Below are 15,267 nucleotides of genomic sequence, written 5' to 3'. Positions count from 1 at the left end.
TAGCAGCCGATGGCTGGGCGCGATATGGTGACGGCATGGAACAAGTAGAGCATCGCAAGGAAGGGACCCGGAATCTGGAGGAGCTGCCTCGAAGAATCAAGGGGGAGGTCTATGAGCGGCTCAGCCGGGTCATCGATCCAGAACTGGGTCGATCCATCACCGATCTGGGCATGATCACTGACATCATTGTCGAGCCAGCCAGGGATGCCCAGGCCGACTATGAGGTGACCGTGCGGGTGGAGCTGACCATCAAGGGATGCCCGTTGTCGACCACCATCACCAACCAGATCAACGGGACCGTGACCTCCTACCCGCGAGCCCGGCTGCGTCCGCATATCGATGTCTCCTCCATGAGCCGGGAGAAGCTGGACAACCTGGTAGCCGACCTCAAGGCCGCCCGGCGCAGCAACCCCTTCTCCAAGCCCGGCGTGGGCACCCGCATCTTCGCCATTGCCTCGGGCAAGGGCGGCGTGGGCAAGTCCTCTGTGACGGTCAATCTTGCGGCCACGCTGGCTGCCCTAGGCTATGACACGGCTGCCATCGACGCGGACATCTACGGATTCTCCCTGCCTGGGCTCTTCGGTGTACACAGCCGGCCCACCAATCTGCACGGCATGCTGATGCCGGTCACCGCATGGGGGGTCAAGCTGATTTCCATCGGCATGTTCGCCGGGTCGGACCGTGCCATTCTCTGGAGGGGTCCGCGCCTGCAGCGCTCGCTTGAGCAGTTCCTCTCTGATGTCTGGTGGGGTGACCCCGATGTGCTCCTGCTGGATCTGGCCCCAGGCACCGGGGACATGGCCCTGTCCGTGGCGCAGGCCCTGCCCAACAGCCGTCTGATCGTGGTTACTACGCCCCAGCCCTCGGCCTCGCAGGTGGCCGTGCGTTCAGGGCTGGTGGCCCTCCAGCTGCCCACCAAGGTCCAGGGTGTGATTGAGAACATGTCCTGGTACGAGCACAATGGCGAGCGTCTGCGCATCTTCGGTCAGGGAGGTGGCCAGCGTGTGGCCGACCAGCTGACCCGTGACTTGGGGTATCAGGTGCCCCTGCTGGAGCAGTTGCCCCTGCAGACTGACCTGCGCGAATCGGGGGAGTCCGGCCGGCCGGCTGTGCTCAGATCAGACGGCTCCCTGGATGATTCGCCGCTGACCAAACGATTCGTGGACCTGGCCAAGACCCTGATGGCAGGTTCGGAACCTGGCGATGCCCGTCGGGCCGCCGGTGAAGACTGACTCTACGTTTTTAATCCGGTGCCGTACCTTGTCTGAGATTAGACGGCGGCCGGGCTCTTTTGGCTGGTGATCTGCCGCGAGGGAATGGCCAGGAACCAGGGGACTGCCAGTACGACCAGTCCGATGGCGCACATGGCCAGGAAGGGAATGACCTCATGCCCGGCCAGGACGTAGGAGGCGAACATGGGTCCCACGATGTAGCCCAGGGAGGCGGCCGTGTTGAGTAGCCCGAACATGCGTCCACTGAACGATGGCCCGGCCAGCTCGGCGGCCACCACCGGCTGGGAGATACCCATCATGACCTCGCCCAGTCCGAAGATGGTGATGCCCAGAGAGGCCACGCTCAGGGCGCCGGGGGTGGAATCCAGGCGCAGGCCCAGGACGATGATCACCCAGGCTGCGGCCCAGAAGACCGGCACGGTGCGCAACAGGCGCACATGGTTGGCGTCCTTGAGCCGTGGCAGCAGCACGATGTTCATGATGACCACCGAGAAGGTGTTGACTACATCCACCACTGACAGGGACCAACGGGGGATGTGTGGATCAGAGATCAGGGTGGTGACCAGGCCGGCATCGAACTGGGAGTAGCCGAACAGGTCCATGAAGAAGGTTCCTAAGGTCAGCAGAACCATGGAGGCCAGCACCCTGGTCAGGGAGCTGGTCCGCCCGCCGAAGGTACCGTTGATGGTCATGCTTTTATTGCCGTCTGACTGTTTGTTCTGCAGGACATGGGTTGCCCCTGCGGATTCCTGGACGGCCTCCCGCTCCGCCTGAGCCTTGAGCTCAGCCGTCAAGCGGCGTAGCTGCCAGTGTCGTTCGATGACCAGCAGGGACAGGCTGAGCAGAGCGAACCCCAGGGCCCTACCGCCGAAGCCGAGCCGATAGAGGAAGTCCTGACCACCAGCGGCCAGCAGCCCGCCAACGGCCGCTCCAAGGCCGATGCCCAGGTTGAGCTCGGCCTGGTTGATGCCGTAGACGATTCGGTGCTGCTCCCTGGTGGAGATCTGCGTCAGAATGCTGGCCCAGGAGGTCTGCATGCCCATCCCCAGGCCCGAGACGAAGGCTCCCGCCACTGCTGCCCGGTAGTCGTGGGCCACAGTGAAGATTAGGGGGCCGATGACCGAGAAGATCATGGCCGTATGCATGGCCAGCCAGGAGGAACGCCGGTCCGAGACCCATCCGATGATGGGGTTGGAGATTAGCGATCCTACCGAGCTGATGGTCACCAGGAGGGCGGCCTCGCTCATGGTGGCGCCCAGAGAATGGGTGGCGAAGAGCAGCTCGATGGGCATGACCAGGCCGATGCCGAAGTTGCACATAAGGTCCACGATGAGCATGGCTCGCAGGTATACGGGCAACTCCATGAACTCACGTAGCCAGCGCATCGGTCTCCACCTCCATCGAATCTGTTTTCATGCCTCTCCTCATTCTGGCCTGACCGCCAGCCGGGATGCCGGGACTGGCGTGTTGCCGTCAATGGGCGGATGCCGATGGTCGTGATAATGCAAAGAGGCCCGACCCTTCAGCAGGAAGGATCGGGCCTTATGTGACCTGGCCGGCTAGTCGGCGTCAGTCGTTATGCGAACTCAGATGTGGAAGTAGAGCTCGTACTCCAGGGGGGTGGGGGCCAGACGGGTCTGGTCCAGCTCGCCGCGCTTCAAGTCCAGCCAGGTCTGAATCAGGTCGTCGGTGAAGACATCGCCTTCGCTCAGGAAGTCGTGATCCTCCTCCAGAGCGTTCAGAGCCTCCTCCAGGGAGCCGGGTACCTGCTTGATCTGGGCATGCTCTTCTGGGGGCAGCTCATAGAGGTCCTTGTCGATGGGGGCCGGTGGCTCGGTATGGTTGAGGATGCCGTCCAGTCCTGCCATCAGCTGGGCCGAGAAGGCCAGGAAGGGGTTGCAGGAGGGGTCGGGGGCGCGGAACTCGATCCTCTTGGCAGCCGGTGAAGTGCCGGCCAGGGGGATGCGGATGGCTGCCGATCGGTTCCGGGCCGAGTAGACCAGGTTGACCGGGGCCTCATACCCGGGAACCAGCCGCTTGTAGGAGTTGGTGGAGGGGTTGGTAAAGGCCAGGACGGACGAGGCATGCTCAATCAGGCCGCCGACATACCAGCGGGCGATGTCGGAGAGTCCGCCGTAGCCATTCTCGTCATAGAAGAGGGGCTTGCCATCCTTCCAGAGGGACTGGTGGCAGTGCATGCCGGTCCCGTTGTCCCCAGCGATGGGCTTGGGCATGAAGGTGGCCGCCTTGCCGGCCAGGGCAGCGGTCTCGTGGACCACGTACTTATACTTCATCAGATCGTCGCCAGCGTGCAGCAGGGTGTTGAAACGGTAGTTGATCTCCTGCTGGCCGGCGCCGCCCACCTCGTGATGGGAACGCTCCAGAATCAGGCCCACCTTCTGCAGGTTGGCAACCATGTCGTCGCGCAAATCTTGGTAGTGGTCGATGGGTGGTACGGGGAAGTAGCCCCTCTTGACACGATTCTTGAAGCCGATGTTGTCGGAGCCATCCTCCTCGACATCCACGCCTGAATTCCATGGGGCCTCGATCGAGTCGACCTCATAGAAAGAGCGTTGCATGCTGTTCTCGAAACGGACCTTGTCGAAGATGAAGAACTCAGCCTCAGGAGCGAAGGAGGCCGTGTCGGCGATTCCGGTGGAGCGCAGGTAGGCCTCGGCCTTGGAAGCGATCTGCCGGGGATCACGCGAGTAGGGCTCGTCGGTCACCGGGTCCACGATGGAGAAAGCCACATTCATAGTGCGATGACGGCGGAAGGGATCCAGATAGGCGGTTTCAGGGTCCGGAATCAGCTTCATGTCGGACTCATTGATGGCTTGGAATCCCTGTACGGAGGAGCCGTCGAAGGCCATGCCGTCCGTGAAGGCGTCCTTGAGAAATTCGCTGGCAGGTACGGTGAAGTGCTGCTGGACGCCGATCAGATCCGTGAACCTGACTGAGACGTATTCCACGCCCTCCTGGTTGATCACAGCTTCGCAATCGGCCTTTGATTTCAGTTCTCTCACTGAACTGCTCCTTTCCTGGAAAACCGTAACGGTCACCCAGTCTAGGGGACCGCTTTTTTCGGTAATGCGCCGCTGAGGTTACGGGGGTGTTTCATGCGAAGGTCCCGGCGCCTCCCTTGGGGAGAGACCGGGACCTTCAAAAACATCAGCGTCCGCGCATGGCCTTGCGGCTGACGTGTATCTTGGTCGGATCGATGCCCTTAGGCATCCCCAAGGCGCTCTGCCGCTTTTGCAGGGTGACCAGCCGGTCGTTGAGGGTCTCCAGCTCAGTGGGTGTCAGCTTGATCTTCTTCTTGATCACGGTGCGCTGGAGCTTGTTGAGCGGGACCTGGTCAGGGCCGTGGCCCACGCTGATGCGGTAGATGGGGATGGCCGATCCGCGGGTGATGCGGCGGATCTTCTCCTCTTCGCGATTCATGGCCTTGTTGACACGGTTGTAGTCGCCCTCGGCTATCAGGTAAACCCCGGTGCGGCCGGTGCCCCTCCAGACGGCATCCTTGGTCTTGGCATCAATCCAGACGGGTTCCTGGGGAAAGGAGAAGCCTGCCTTGGAGATGCTGCTCAGCACGGCGGCGGCAGCACCTGGGCGGCCCTCCATCTTGGCGTAGCCGACTCTGTCGGAGCGCCTGGTCAGGGTCATGGTGGCCAGGAGCAGGCCGACCATGATGCCCAGAAGCACAGTCAGGATCCAGGACAACCAGCCGAAGTGGGCCAGAAGGCAGATCACGACTGCTATCAGTGTGGGCACCAGGATGGCCGCGGCTAGCAGCCAGGGAAGGGCCTTGTCCTCTGCGTGAGTAAATTGATAGATTTTGACGATCTGACTGATCGTGCTGTTCTTCTTTTTTGCCTTTTTGCCCTTGGTGTCCTCTGTAGCCATGCCATCCTCACTCGGAAACGTTCACTGGTTGACCAGTCTACCGCATGCCTAACGCATATTCAGGGGTCTGCCGTCAGCCTTGAGCAGGGCCTCTCCAATGGCTTCCGAGAAGGTGGGATGGGGGTGGATGAGCCCGGCTGCCCGGTGCAGGGGAATCTGGTTGCCCACCAGCTGCTGGGCCTCGGCAATATTCTCGGAGGCTTGGGGAGATACCATCTCCAGACCGACCACTATCTGCTTCTCCATGTCGGTGGCTTGGCAGGCGGTGATCAGGCTGAGGGTGCCCTGCATGCCGCTCATGCGCATGCGCGAGTTGGACATCATAGGGTAGATGGTCTCCCTGACCTGGTTCAGCGATGGATCGTCCTCGGCTTCCTGACGGCTGAAGCCCACAGCTGCGGCCTGGGGGGAGGAGAAGACCACGCGGGGAATGGTGGCCTCGTTGACCGGCTCGGGGTCCAGACCGGAGGCGGCATCAGCCAGGGTGATGCCCTGTTGGAAGGCCCTGTGGGCCAGATGGTGACCCGGGGTGATGTCCCCCAGGGCCCAGACCCGATCACGGCTGGTGCGCCCCTGAGAGTCGGTCAGGACCTGGCCATGTTCGTCCAGGTCAATGCCCAGCTCCTTCATGTGCTCGGGGTCAGTATTGGGATCCCTGCCGATGGCCACCAAGACCAGATCAGTTTCGATTGCTCCCGCCTGGCCCTTGTCATCCGTTGGCTGGTAGTCGACCTGAATGCCTCCATCAGCGGGTAGACGGTGCCCGCCCGAACAGCGGGCATGGGTGATGATCTGAATTCCCTGACGCTCCAGCTCCCGGGTCATGATCTGACCGGTCCGCCGACCCCAGTGGGAGAGCACCCGGTCCCGTCTGACCATCAGGGTCACCTGGCAGCCGGCTTGATTCCAAATGGTGGCGAATTCCAGGGCTACAGCCCCTGATCCAATAATCAGAGCCCGACGGGGGAAGGGTTTGAAAGTCAGGGCCCGGTCGGTGTCGATGACCAGGTCATCGAAGGGAAGTTCTTCCAAGGCCCGGGGATGAGACCCTGTGGACAGGATGGTGTCGCAGGTGGTCAGACGGGTTCGATCGCCGTCATCGTCGGTCACCTCCACCAGGCCGTCGCCGACGATGGTGCCGTGGCCGTGTACCACTGTGATGTCACGTTGCTTCAGCAGGCTCGACAGGCCGCCGGTCATGGCGTCTACCATTCGGTCCTGATAATCCTGGAGCTTCTGGTAGTCGATATTGGCCGACTCGACATTGATGCCCATGGCGGCCCCAAGGTCGGCCTGTTCGAGAACCTGTGTGGCGGTCAGCAGGGCCTTGGTGGGGATGCATCCTCGGTTCAGGCAGACGCCGCCAACCACAGGGTCCTGTTCGACCAGGGCCACCCGTCCGCCCAGCTCTGCCGTGCGAAGGGCCGTGGCATAGCCGCCCGGGCCGGATCCGATGATGATGGTGTCGTACTGGCGGCTGTTGGCATCCCAGGGGTCGAGAGACTCTGTACCGGGTTGGTTGATCGATTGCTGCATAGCAATCCATGCTAGCCGTACAGGCTGGGAGAATGAAGACCATTCGCAGAATGTGGAGCGAATACGAAAACCGCCCGGAACCTCAAGAGGAACCGGGCGGTGTGACCGACCGCAGGCAGGGACATCAAAAATAATCGATTGTCACTTGGGCCAGTGCCCACGCTTGCTCTGGTTGGGCTTGGGGACCCGCCAGCGCCGGACCATCATGGCCCGCTGCCAGGCATAGGAGGCCGAGCGTGAGCCCTTGGCCACCGAGCGCTCGCCGAATTTGTCGATCAACAGGCGCTTGAGTTTGCGCCACATCAGCCAGGTATCGACCAGGGCCACGATCAGGTAGCCGTATAGAAGAATGGTCACCACCATGGTGAATGTGGCATAATATTTCGGACCTACGAACATGCCCATCAGGGTGGCCACAAACATGAGGATGATGGCCGGGAAGATCCATTCCAGCAGATTGAAGCGGGCATCCACATAGTCGCGGATGTAGATCCTCCAGGGCAGACGCTCCGACTTGGGCATGTGGTCGATGTCGCCGGTCCTCATGGCCTCGTACTGGGCATCCTCACGGGCTCGGATCCGGGCCTTGGCGGCCTTGCGCGAGGCCTTGCGGTCCTTGGGGACCAGCGGACGCAGGTTCCTTGCCTCGGCCTGCTTGCGTTTGGGTGTGGGGCGTCCCTTACCTCGTACCTCTGCAGCTGAGGCGGCCTGGTCCGCCTCCGCCTCTTTGTCCCGACGATCCTTGCGTGAGAAGGGGTTCCATGTCATGCGAACAGGTTACGGTGACGCCTAGACTCGCAAGCATTGATTCACAAGCAATTACAGGAGGTAGCGATGGCAAAGCTGGGCCTGGAAACGATCCGCACACGTGTTCAGGACGATGAGAGCCGGGTCGTCGATCTGCTCAAGGACAAGATCTCACTGGCCTCAGTTTCAGCCAAGGGAATCACCGGGGATCACATGCGGCGCTCAGCCGACTATGTGACCGGACAGCTGCGGCAGGTGGGTGTGGACGCCCATGTGGTCCAGGCAACCAATCCTGACGGGACCCCTGGTGCCTTCGAGGTCATCGGATCCCGTCAAGTGGATCCCAATGCTCCGACTGTTCTGCTCTATGCCCATCATGATGTGCAGCCGGTGCCCGATCCCTCCCAGTGGTCCACTGATCCCTTTACCGGCGTGGAGAAGGATGGACGGCTTTACGGACGTGGATCGGCCGACGACGGCGGCGGTATCGCCATCCACTCGGGTGCCTTGCATGCCTTGGACAAGGATCTGCGCGTCAACGTCAAGGTCTTCATCGAAGGTGAGGAGGAGATGGGCTCGCGCAGCTTCATTCCCTTCCTCCAGGCTCATCGGGACGACTTCGCCTCGGATCTGATCATCGTGGCTGACTCGGGCAACTGGTCGGCGGACACCCCAAGCCTGACCACCTCTCTGCGAGGGAATGCGGACCTGGATGTCACGGTCACAGCCCTGGAGCATCCGGTCCACTCCGGCCAGTTCGGCGGGCCTATTTTGGATGCCAACACTTTGGCTGCCATGCTGATCGCCTCCATGTATGACGACCAGGGTCAGCTCGCGGTGCCCGGCCTGGAGAGCGGCCAGCCTATCGGCGGCCTGCAGCGTGACCTGGACCAGGCCCAGCTGCGTTCAGATGCCGGTGTGGTGGACTCCTACCGGCTGGCTGGAACCGACTCCCTGGCATCCCGTCTCTGGACCAAGCCGGCAGCGGCGGTGATTGGCTTCGATGCCCACCCGGTGGAGGGCTCCTTCAACGTGCTGGCCGACAAGACCCGCTTCCGCATTTCCCTGCGCACCGCGCCCACCCAGCGGCCCGAACAGGCCGTACAGGCCCTGACTGATTTTCTGGTCGGCCATGCACCTCAAGGGGCCAAGGTGGAGGTCACCCCTAGCGGCTTGGGCATGGGATGGGCCATGGATGCCGAAAGCCCGGTAGTCAAGCAGGCTGAGGATGCCATGCGGCAGGCCTTTGGACGCGACCCGGTCAACAAGGGCGAGGGCGGATCCATCCCCTTCATTCCCGAGCTCAAGCGGCTATTCCCTGAGGCCCAGGTCCTGGTGACCGGCCCCGAGGATCCCCAGTCCAACGCCCACAGCCCAAATGAGTCCATCTCCCTGCAGGGGCTGGTCGACAACATCATCACCGAGGCCCTTTTGTTGGATTCCCTAGGCGAGGGTCAGAACTGACTTTTTTGACCACGGCGTGTTCTAAGGTAATAGGTGACACGGGGGCCGTATGCCTGAGGGCGTGCGGCTGAGAGGAGGCTCAGCCTCAACCGGACGAACGTTTACCGGGTAATGCCGGCGCACGGATGTCACTGGACCCGTGCCTGAACGGGATGGCGCTCATAGGGAGCGCCCCGAGGAAAGGCACAAGATCATGACCGATGGTCATTTCATAAACAACACTGCTTCTGGATCAGAGCCGGAGTCTGAAGGAACTCCATCCCAGGTCAGAATCCCCTCCAAACGGTGGAGGGTGGTGGATATCGCCGTAGCCTCGGTCATCGGGGTGGCCTCCGCCGTCATCTACTGGGTGGTCGCCATGGTAACCACCATTCCCTGGTCCTTCCTGGACGGGGTTGTGCCCGGTCTGGGCGGCATTCTCAACGGCCTCTACCTGTTCGCCGGGCCCCTGGCATCGGTCATCGTGCGCAAACCGGGTGCTGCCGTCTATGCCGAGCTGGTCGCCGCCATCCTGGAGTCGCTGCTGGGCAGCCTTTGGGTGCCTGTGGAGACCATACTGATCGGCCTGCTTCAGGGCTTCATGGCCGAACTGGTCTTTATGCTGCTGCGTTACCGGCGTTGGAACATGTCCACGGTGGCACTGTCGGGTGCTGCCGCTGGTTTCGGCTGCTGGCTGTACTCCTTCTGCACGCACTTGCAGGCCATCAACCTCACCGGCCCCTATGGGGTGATCTATCTGATAGCCACCCTGATTTCGGGCGCTCTGATCGCCGGAGTACTGGTTTGGTACCTCTACAAGGCCATTGCCGCCACCGGGGCTCTGGACCGCTTCGCCTCCGGCCGTGATATTCGTATGGCCGGGAAGTAGAGGCTCGGGCGTGGATCAGAGCATCCAAGACAATCCCTATCGACCCGCAGCCTTGGAACTGCGTGGCTGGGGTTATCGGCATGCCTACAGGAACCACTTCGCCGTCAGGGATTTGTCCCTGAGCATTCCTGCAGGTCAGCGGGTGCTTCTGCTGGGAGCCTCCGGCATTGGCAAATCGACCATCCTTGAGGGTGTGGCCGGGTTGCTGGGCGATCATGCCCCGCAGAGTGGCCAGGACCAGGTTGAGGACGATGAAGGCGGAGTGACCCAGGGCCAGGTCTTGATTGACGGCAATCCTGCCGTATCCAGCCGGGGGCGTGTGGGCCTGGTCCTGCAGGATCCGGATGCGCAGGCCATCTTTCAGCGACTGGGCGACAATGTGGCTTTCGGGCCCGAGAACATGGGGCTGCCTCGTGAAGAGATCTGGCCAAGGGTGCGGAAGGCCATGGCCGAGGTGGGTTTGGCTGACCTGCAGCTGACTCGGTCCACCATGCATCTGAGCGGAGGGCAGATGCAGCGTCTGGCCCTGGCGGGTGCTCTGGCCATGCAGCCTGGGCTGCTCCTGCTGGACGAGCCCACGGCCAATCTGGACCCGGTCGGTGTCGAGCAGATAGTCGATGCTGTCAGAAAGGTCCTGGATCGGCAGGGCTCTACCATGATTCTGGTCGAACACCGGGCAGGGCCATGGATGGACATGATCGACCGGGTCATCGTGCTTGGGCTGGGTGAGGTTGAAGACAATACCGGCGGATCGGGCGCTGCGGCCTATCGCAAGACCGTGATCATGGCCGACGGTAGCCCCGAGGAGGTCTTCACTGATCCTGGCCTGGATCTGGCTGCCTTGGGCATATGGGTTCCCGAGGCTTATAGGAGTGTACGGGATTCGCTGCCTGAGCTTGGATGTGACCGGGGCCAGGCTGGGCAATCCGGCCCCAGTCAGGATGATCATCCCGTCTTGCTGGCTGCAAATGATCTGGCGGTGGGCCGTCAGGGCCGGGCGGTTGCCGAACACATCAATCTGGAATTCAGGGCTGGGCAGGTCACTGCCCTGGTCGGAGCCAACGGGGCTGGCAAATCCACGCTGGCTATGACTCTGGCTGGTCTGCTGGAGCCAGTGGCTGGTTCGGTCCTTGCCCAGGATCGTCTGCTTCAGGGACCCCAGGGGCAGACGCCTGTGGAGTCCGAGCCCATCCGATGGACCTCATCCCAGCTGGCGGCGCGCATCGCCTATGTCTTTCAGAATCCCGAGCATCAGTTCGCCCGAGGCACGGTCCTGGATGAGGTCAAACTGGCCCCCATCCGCACCGGCATGACTGAGGAGCAGGCCCAGGCACGCGCCCAGGAACTGCTGGGCCGCTTCAGGCTGAGGCAGTACGCCCGCGCCAACCCCTACACGCTTTCGGGCGGCGAAAAGCGGCGGCTCACTGTGGCCTCGGCTCTTGCGGCTGCACCCCAGGTGCTGATTCTTGACGAGCCCACTTTTGGTCAGGACAGGAACACCTGGGTCAGCATGGCCCAGCTGATTGCAGACCTGCGCGACCAGGGAGCCTGCATCATCCTGGTCACCCATGACCGGGAACTGGTTCAGGCTCTGGATGCCCGCCTGGTGGAAATGACGCCTCCGGGAGGCCAGAAGGCCGTCTGGCCTACAGCCGGGTCGGATTTGCAGACTCGCCGGAAGACCGTTGCCGCCAGGCTGACCGTCACGCCCATGGATCAGCGGGACGAGCCGGTCAAGCCGGCCAGTAGGTCACCCTATATAGCTTCCATCAATCCGGCCTTCCGTCTGATCGGGGCCTTTCTGGCGGCTCTGCCCCTGCTGATCAGCCTGGATCCGGTCTCGGCCACAACGGCCCTGATTCTGGAGTTCCTGCTGCTGGGCTCGGCAGGCTTCACACCTCTGCGCGTGGTCAGATCCACCTGGCCCATCTTTTTGGGGGCGCCAGGTTCGGCCCTGGCGATCATCCTCTATGGCAAGAGCGGCGGCGCCACCTTCTGGCAGTGGGGGATGATCCACATCACCCAGCGCTCGCTGGACCTGGCCCTGGCCACTGCGTTGCGAATCCTGGCCATCGGAATCCCAGCCATCATCACTGTTCTGGGCATCGATGCCACCGACCTGGCCGATGCCTTCAGCCAGGTGCTCCACCTGCCTGATCGATTCGTCTATGGCGGATTGGCAGGTATGCGGCTCTTCACTGTCCTCAAGGATGATTGGTCGGCGCTGACCGCCTCGCGTCGCAGTCGTGGACTGGGCGATGAGAACCGCTTCAAGGCCTTTATGCCCCAGGCCTTCGCCCTGCTGGTTCTGTCCATCAGGCGTTCAACGACCTTGGCCACAGCCATGGAGGCCAGGGGCTTCGGCGGCAGCACACCGCGCACCCATGCCAGGGTCTCCCAGGTCGGACCACGTGATGTGGGCTTCCTGCTCATATGTCTGTCTGTGCCTGCAATCTCACTGACAGTGGCTGCGCTGACCGGTTCCATCGCCTTCTTCGGCAACTGACTGTCAGAGTTTTCCGCAGCAGACTCCAGATATGGAGGGACCCCGGTCCTTTCCACCTCCCGCAGAGAGGGGAAAGGACCGGGGTCCGCCTGTGGTTGGAAGCGCCGGTCTTTTACCTGGCCAGAGTGGTGTTGATGTTGCGCACTTCGTCGAACCGCTTGGAGGCATCCTCCCAGTTGACGATGTGCCACCAAGCCTTGACGTAGCTGGCCCGGTCGTTCAGGTACTCCAGGTAGTAGGCGTGCTCCCAGAGGTCCAGCAGGACCAGCGGGAAGATGGTGACTGGCAGGTTGCCCTGGTGGTCGTACATCTGCAGGGTGACCAGGCGCTCACCCAGCGTATCCCAAGCGAGGACGGCCCAGCCGGAGCCTTGGATGCCTGCGCACATGGACTCGAAGTAGGTCTGGAAGCCCTGGAAGGACCCGAACTGGTCCTCGATGGCGGCCTTGAGTTCGCCAGTGGGCTCCTGGCCGATGGCCGGGGCCATGTTCTTCCAGAAGATTGAGTGGTTCTTGTGCCCGGCCAGGTTGAAGGCCAGGTTCTTCTCCAGCAGGTTGGACTGGGCCACGTTGCCGGACTCGGCCGCGTCATGGATCTGCTCCAGGGCCTTGTTGGCCCCGTTCACATAAGCCTGATGGTGCTTATCATGGTGCAGCTCCATGATCTTGCCGGACACGTACGGCTCCAGTGCCGAGTAGTCGTAGGGCAAATCGGGAAGTGTGTATACGGGCATATCGTCTCCTCACAATGATTCTGGCCAAGCCAGATGTGCCATGGTCGGTCTGCGCCATACCAGCTGTGGACGTGGTCGACCCGACCGGTTCTTTTACCCTAGCCCCTTGTCCGGGGAGCACAAGGGGCGCAGGCCTTTCTTTCAGTGAACTTTCCCACAGATGTAGGCCGATTGAGGTCCGATCGCAGAGCTCTCGACTGTCGAGGCTAGAGTTATGCCCATGCCCTTTGATGATTCCATTCTCGACAATCCCCATGCCCAACGAATTCGGCGCCTGGCTGAACTGCAGGATCGGCGGGCACGGCAGCGTCATGGCCGCTTCCTCATAGAGGGGCCGCAGAGTGTGCGCGAGGCGGTCCGCTGGCGTTCTGACCTGCTGACTGACCTCTATATTCAGTCGGACGAATCCTCTCCTGCGGCCAGGGGCGGTCATCCACGGCCGTTCAACGAGACTGTGGGCGCCATCGTGGAGCAGGCTCGGGAGCTGCCTGACTGCTACGGACATTTCGTCTCCGCCAGGGTCATGCGTGCCATCAGCGGCAATGCACAGGGGATCGTGGCCCAGGCGCGTACGGACGGATTTCTGACACAATCGATGGACTTCGAGGATCCCCGGCGCCTGACGAAAGAGGGGCCCGACCTGGTGGCAGCTTTCTGGCAGATTCGTGACCCGGGCAATGCTGGCACTGTGATCCGCACTGCCGATGCCGCTGGCTGCAAGGCAGTCATCCTGGTGGACCAGTGCGTGGAACTCACCAATCCTAAGGTCATTCGCTCCACGGCTGGATCGGCCTTTCACATACCCCTGATGACCATGGGCACCGAGGACTTCCTGGCCCTGTGCAGACGGCAGGGTCGGACCATGGTGGCGGCCGATGTCTATGGAACACCGGATAAGCCCGTCCGCTCCCTGGCTGATCTGATGGTGAGCGGAGCCCTGACCAGGCCAGACTCGGCGGGTCGGCCCATGGTTCTGCTCTTCGGCAATGAGGCACGCGGCCTGCCCAAGGAGTTGCTGCAGGCCATGGATCAGATCGTCCGCATCCCTATATACGGGCGGGCTGAATCCCTCAACTTGGCCACCTCTGCTGCGGTGCTGCTCTACGCCATGGCCATGTCGAGTCGTATTGAAAGAATGTGAAGGCGTCAACGACCGGGATTTCCGCTGATTTGCGGCCCGGATACGGCATTGGCAACAGTGGAAAGGTCCATGGTGGCACAGGAAGAATTCGACCCCGCGGCGATGACCGACGAGGTCAACGAGGGCATCGGCAGGATTCGCGAAGCCTCCGATTTGGCAGAACTCAAGGCGATCAAGGCCAAGTATGCAGGGACAGGTTCAGCGCTGGCCGGATCAGGCCGGATGATCGGACGGCTGCCAGCGGATCAGAAGAAGACCGCCGGTCGCCTGGCAGGCAAGCTCAAGGCTGACTTCGGCCGTGCCTACGGGCTCAAGGAGCGGCAGCTGCGCCAGGAGGAGGAGTCCCGCCGCCTGGCCGCCGAGCAGGTGGATATGACCCTGCCGGTCAACCGCCGTCCCCAGGGCGCCCGGCATCCACTGTCCAAGCTCATGGAGGACGTGGAGGACTTCTTCGTCTCCATGGGTTGGAGCATCGCCCAGGGGCCCGAGCTGGAAGCCGAGTGGTACAACTTCGATGCCCTTAACTTCGGCCCTGACCATCCTGCCCGCCAGATGCAGGATACCTTCTATGTCAAGGGCAGCCAGGCCAGGGACGCCGCCGGTTTCGTCGGCTCCAACATGGTCATGCGCACCCATACTTCGCCCGACCAGGCCCGTTCTCTGATAACCCGCGGCGTGCCGCTCTATGTGGCCTGCACGGGCAGGGTCTTCCGCACCGACGAACTGGATGCCACCCACACCCCGGTCTTTCACCAGTGCGAGGCCATCGCCGTCGACGAGCACCTGACCATGGCCGACCTCAAGGGCACCCTGGACAAGCTCGCCGTTGCCATGTTCGGTCCTGAAGCCCGGACCAGACTGCGGCCCTCATACTTTCCCTTCACCGAACCCAGCGCCGAGATGGACCTCTGGTTCCCCGACAAGAAGGGCGGCCCTGGATGGATCGAATGGGGAGGCTGCGGCATGGTCAATCCCAACGTTCTGAGGTCGGCCGGTGTGGACCCGCAGCGATACTCAGGCTTCGCCTTCGGCGTGGGCATGGAACGCACCCTGCTCCTGCGTCACGACATCAACGATATGCACGACCTGGTCGAGGGTGACGTGCGGTTCAGCCAGCAGTTCGAGATGGGGGAGTGA

At 62.2% G+C, this 15,267-nt stretch carries 12 protein-coding genes, 2 pseudogenes and 1 riboswitch; of the genes and pseudogenes, 8 read left to right on the top strand and 6 right to left on the bottom strand.

What is annotated here, in order from left to right; translation table 11 throughout:
- The first annotated feature begins 35 nt into the window (after positions 1 to 35).
- Complete coding sequence (locus tag ACVWNW_RS01225) at positions 36 to 1,232, top strand: Mrp/NBP35 family ATP-binding protein (protein ID WP_454482558.1); 1,197 nt, start codon at positions 36 to 38, stop codon at positions 1,230 to 1,232.
- A 38-nt stretch (positions 1,233 to 1,270) separates the two neighbouring features.
- Here the strand turns inward: ACVWNW_RS01225 and ACVWNW_RS01220 are convergent, their stop codons facing one another.
- The 5 genes from ACVWNW_RS01220 to ACVWNW_RS01200 all read right to left on the bottom strand — a co-directional run bounded on the left by ACVWNW_RS01220 (position 1,271) and on the right by ACVWNW_RS01200 (position 7,439).
- A complete protein-coding gene (locus tag ACVWNW_RS01220) occupies positions 1,271 to 2,617 on the bottom strand; it encodes an MFS transporter (RefSeq protein ID WP_121912674.1) in 1,347 nt (448 codons plus the stop codon).
- Positions 2,618 to 2,818: 201 nt separating this feature from the next.
- A complete protein-coding gene (gene glnA, locus ACVWNW_RS01215; RefSeq protein WP_198190952.1) occupies positions 2,819 to 4,255 on the bottom strand; it encodes a type I glutamate--ammonia ligase in 1,437 nt (478 codons plus the stop codon).
- Positions 4,256 to 4,400: 145 nt separating this feature from the next.
- Positions 4,401 to 5,135, bottom strand: coding sequence for a DUF4191 domain-containing protein (locus ACVWNW_RS01210; RefSeq protein WP_110425462.1), 735 nt, complete (start codon positions 5,133 to 5,135; stop codon positions 4,401 to 4,403).
- A gap of 48 nt (positions 5,136 to 5,183) precedes the next feature.
- Complete coding sequence (locus ACVWNW_RS01205; RefSeq protein WP_052733343.1) at positions 5,184 to 6,671, bottom strand: dihydrolipoyl dehydrogenase family protein; 1,488 nt, start codon at positions 6,669 to 6,671, stop codon at positions 5,184 to 5,186.
- A 141-nt stretch (positions 6,672 to 6,812) separates the two neighbouring features.
- Positions 6,813 to 7,439 carry a DUF3043 domain-containing protein gene (locus ACVWNW_RS01200; RefSeq protein WP_046323086.1) on the bottom strand — a complete coding sequence of 209 codons (627 nt, stop codon included), beginning with the start codon at positions 7,437 to 7,439 and terminating at the stop codon, positions 6,813 to 6,815.
- Between the two features lie 66 nt (positions 7,440 to 7,505).
- On the opposite strand from ACVWNW_RS01200, the gene ACVWNW_RS01195 reads away from it, so the two are divergent.
- The 5 genes and pseudogenes from ACVWNW_RS01195 (at position 7,506) to ACVWNW_RS01175 (ending at position 12,256) form a co-directional block, all read left to right on the top strand.
- Positions 7,506 to 8,882: a dipeptidase gene (locus tag ACVWNW_RS01195; protein ID WP_454482555.1), complete on the top strand. Its 1,377-nt coding sequence runs from the start codon at positions 7,506 to 7,508 to the stop codon at positions 8,880 to 8,882.
- 28 nt (positions 8,883 to 8,910) lie between these two features.
- Positions 8,911 to 9,026: riboswitch (TPP riboswitch) on the top strand.
- Between the two features lie 49 nt (positions 9,027 to 9,075).
- Positions 9,076 to 9,750 carry an ECF transporter S component gene (locus ACVWNW_RS01190; protein ID WP_082097765.1) on the top strand — a complete coding sequence of 225 codons (675 nt, stop codon included), beginning with the start codon at positions 9,076 to 9,078 and terminating at the stop codon, positions 9,748 to 9,750.
- Positions 9,725 to 10,321 (top strand): annotated as a pseudogene (locus ACVWNW_RS01185) (energy-coupling factor ABC transporter ATP-binding protein); the annotation flags it as partial. The gene ACVWNW_RS01190 and the pseudogene ACVWNW_RS01185, both read left to right, overlap by 26 nt.
- A pseudogene (locus ACVWNW_RS01180) lies at positions 10,295 to 11,218 on the top strand (ATP-binding cassette domain-containing protein); the annotation flags it as partial. The pseudogenes ACVWNW_RS01185 and ACVWNW_RS01180, both read left to right, overlap by 27 nt.
- 42 nt (positions 11,219 to 11,260) lie before the next feature.
- Positions 11,261 to 12,256, top strand: a complete 996-nt coding sequence (locus ACVWNW_RS01175) for an energy-coupling factor transporter transmembrane component T family protein (protein WP_454483329.1) — start codon at positions 11,261 to 11,263, stop codon at positions 12,254 to 12,256.
- Between the two features lie 112 nt (positions 12,257 to 12,368).
- On the opposite strand, the gene ACVWNW_RS01170 is transcribed toward ACVWNW_RS01175, so the two are convergent.
- On the bottom strand, positions 12,369 to 12,989 hold the full coding sequence (locus ACVWNW_RS01170) for a superoxide dismutase (RefSeq protein ID WP_015022073.1): 621 nt from the start codon (positions 12,987 to 12,989) through the stop codon (positions 12,369 to 12,371).
- Positions 12,990 to 13,209: 220 nt separating this feature from the next.
- On the opposite strand from ACVWNW_RS01170, the gene ACVWNW_RS01165 reads away from it, so the two are divergent.
- Positions 13,210 to 14,130: a TrmH family RNA methyltransferase gene (locus ACVWNW_RS01165; RefSeq protein WP_454482553.1), complete on the top strand. Its 921-nt coding sequence runs from the start codon at positions 13,210 to 13,212 to the stop codon at positions 14,128 to 14,130.
- 69 nt (positions 14,131 to 14,199) lie between these two features.
- On the top strand, positions 14,200 to 15,267 hold the full coding sequence (gene pheS, locus ACVWNW_RS01160; RefSeq protein ID WP_015022071.1) for a phenylalanine--tRNA ligase subunit alpha: 1,068 nt from the start codon (positions 14,200 to 14,202) through the stop codon (positions 15,265 to 15,267).

The organism is Bifidobacterium sp. JNUCC 75 (genome assembly GCF_054819865.1).
The sequence above is the reverse complement of the archived record's forward strand: the minus strand, read 5'-3'. Positions and strand labels throughout refer to the sequence as shown.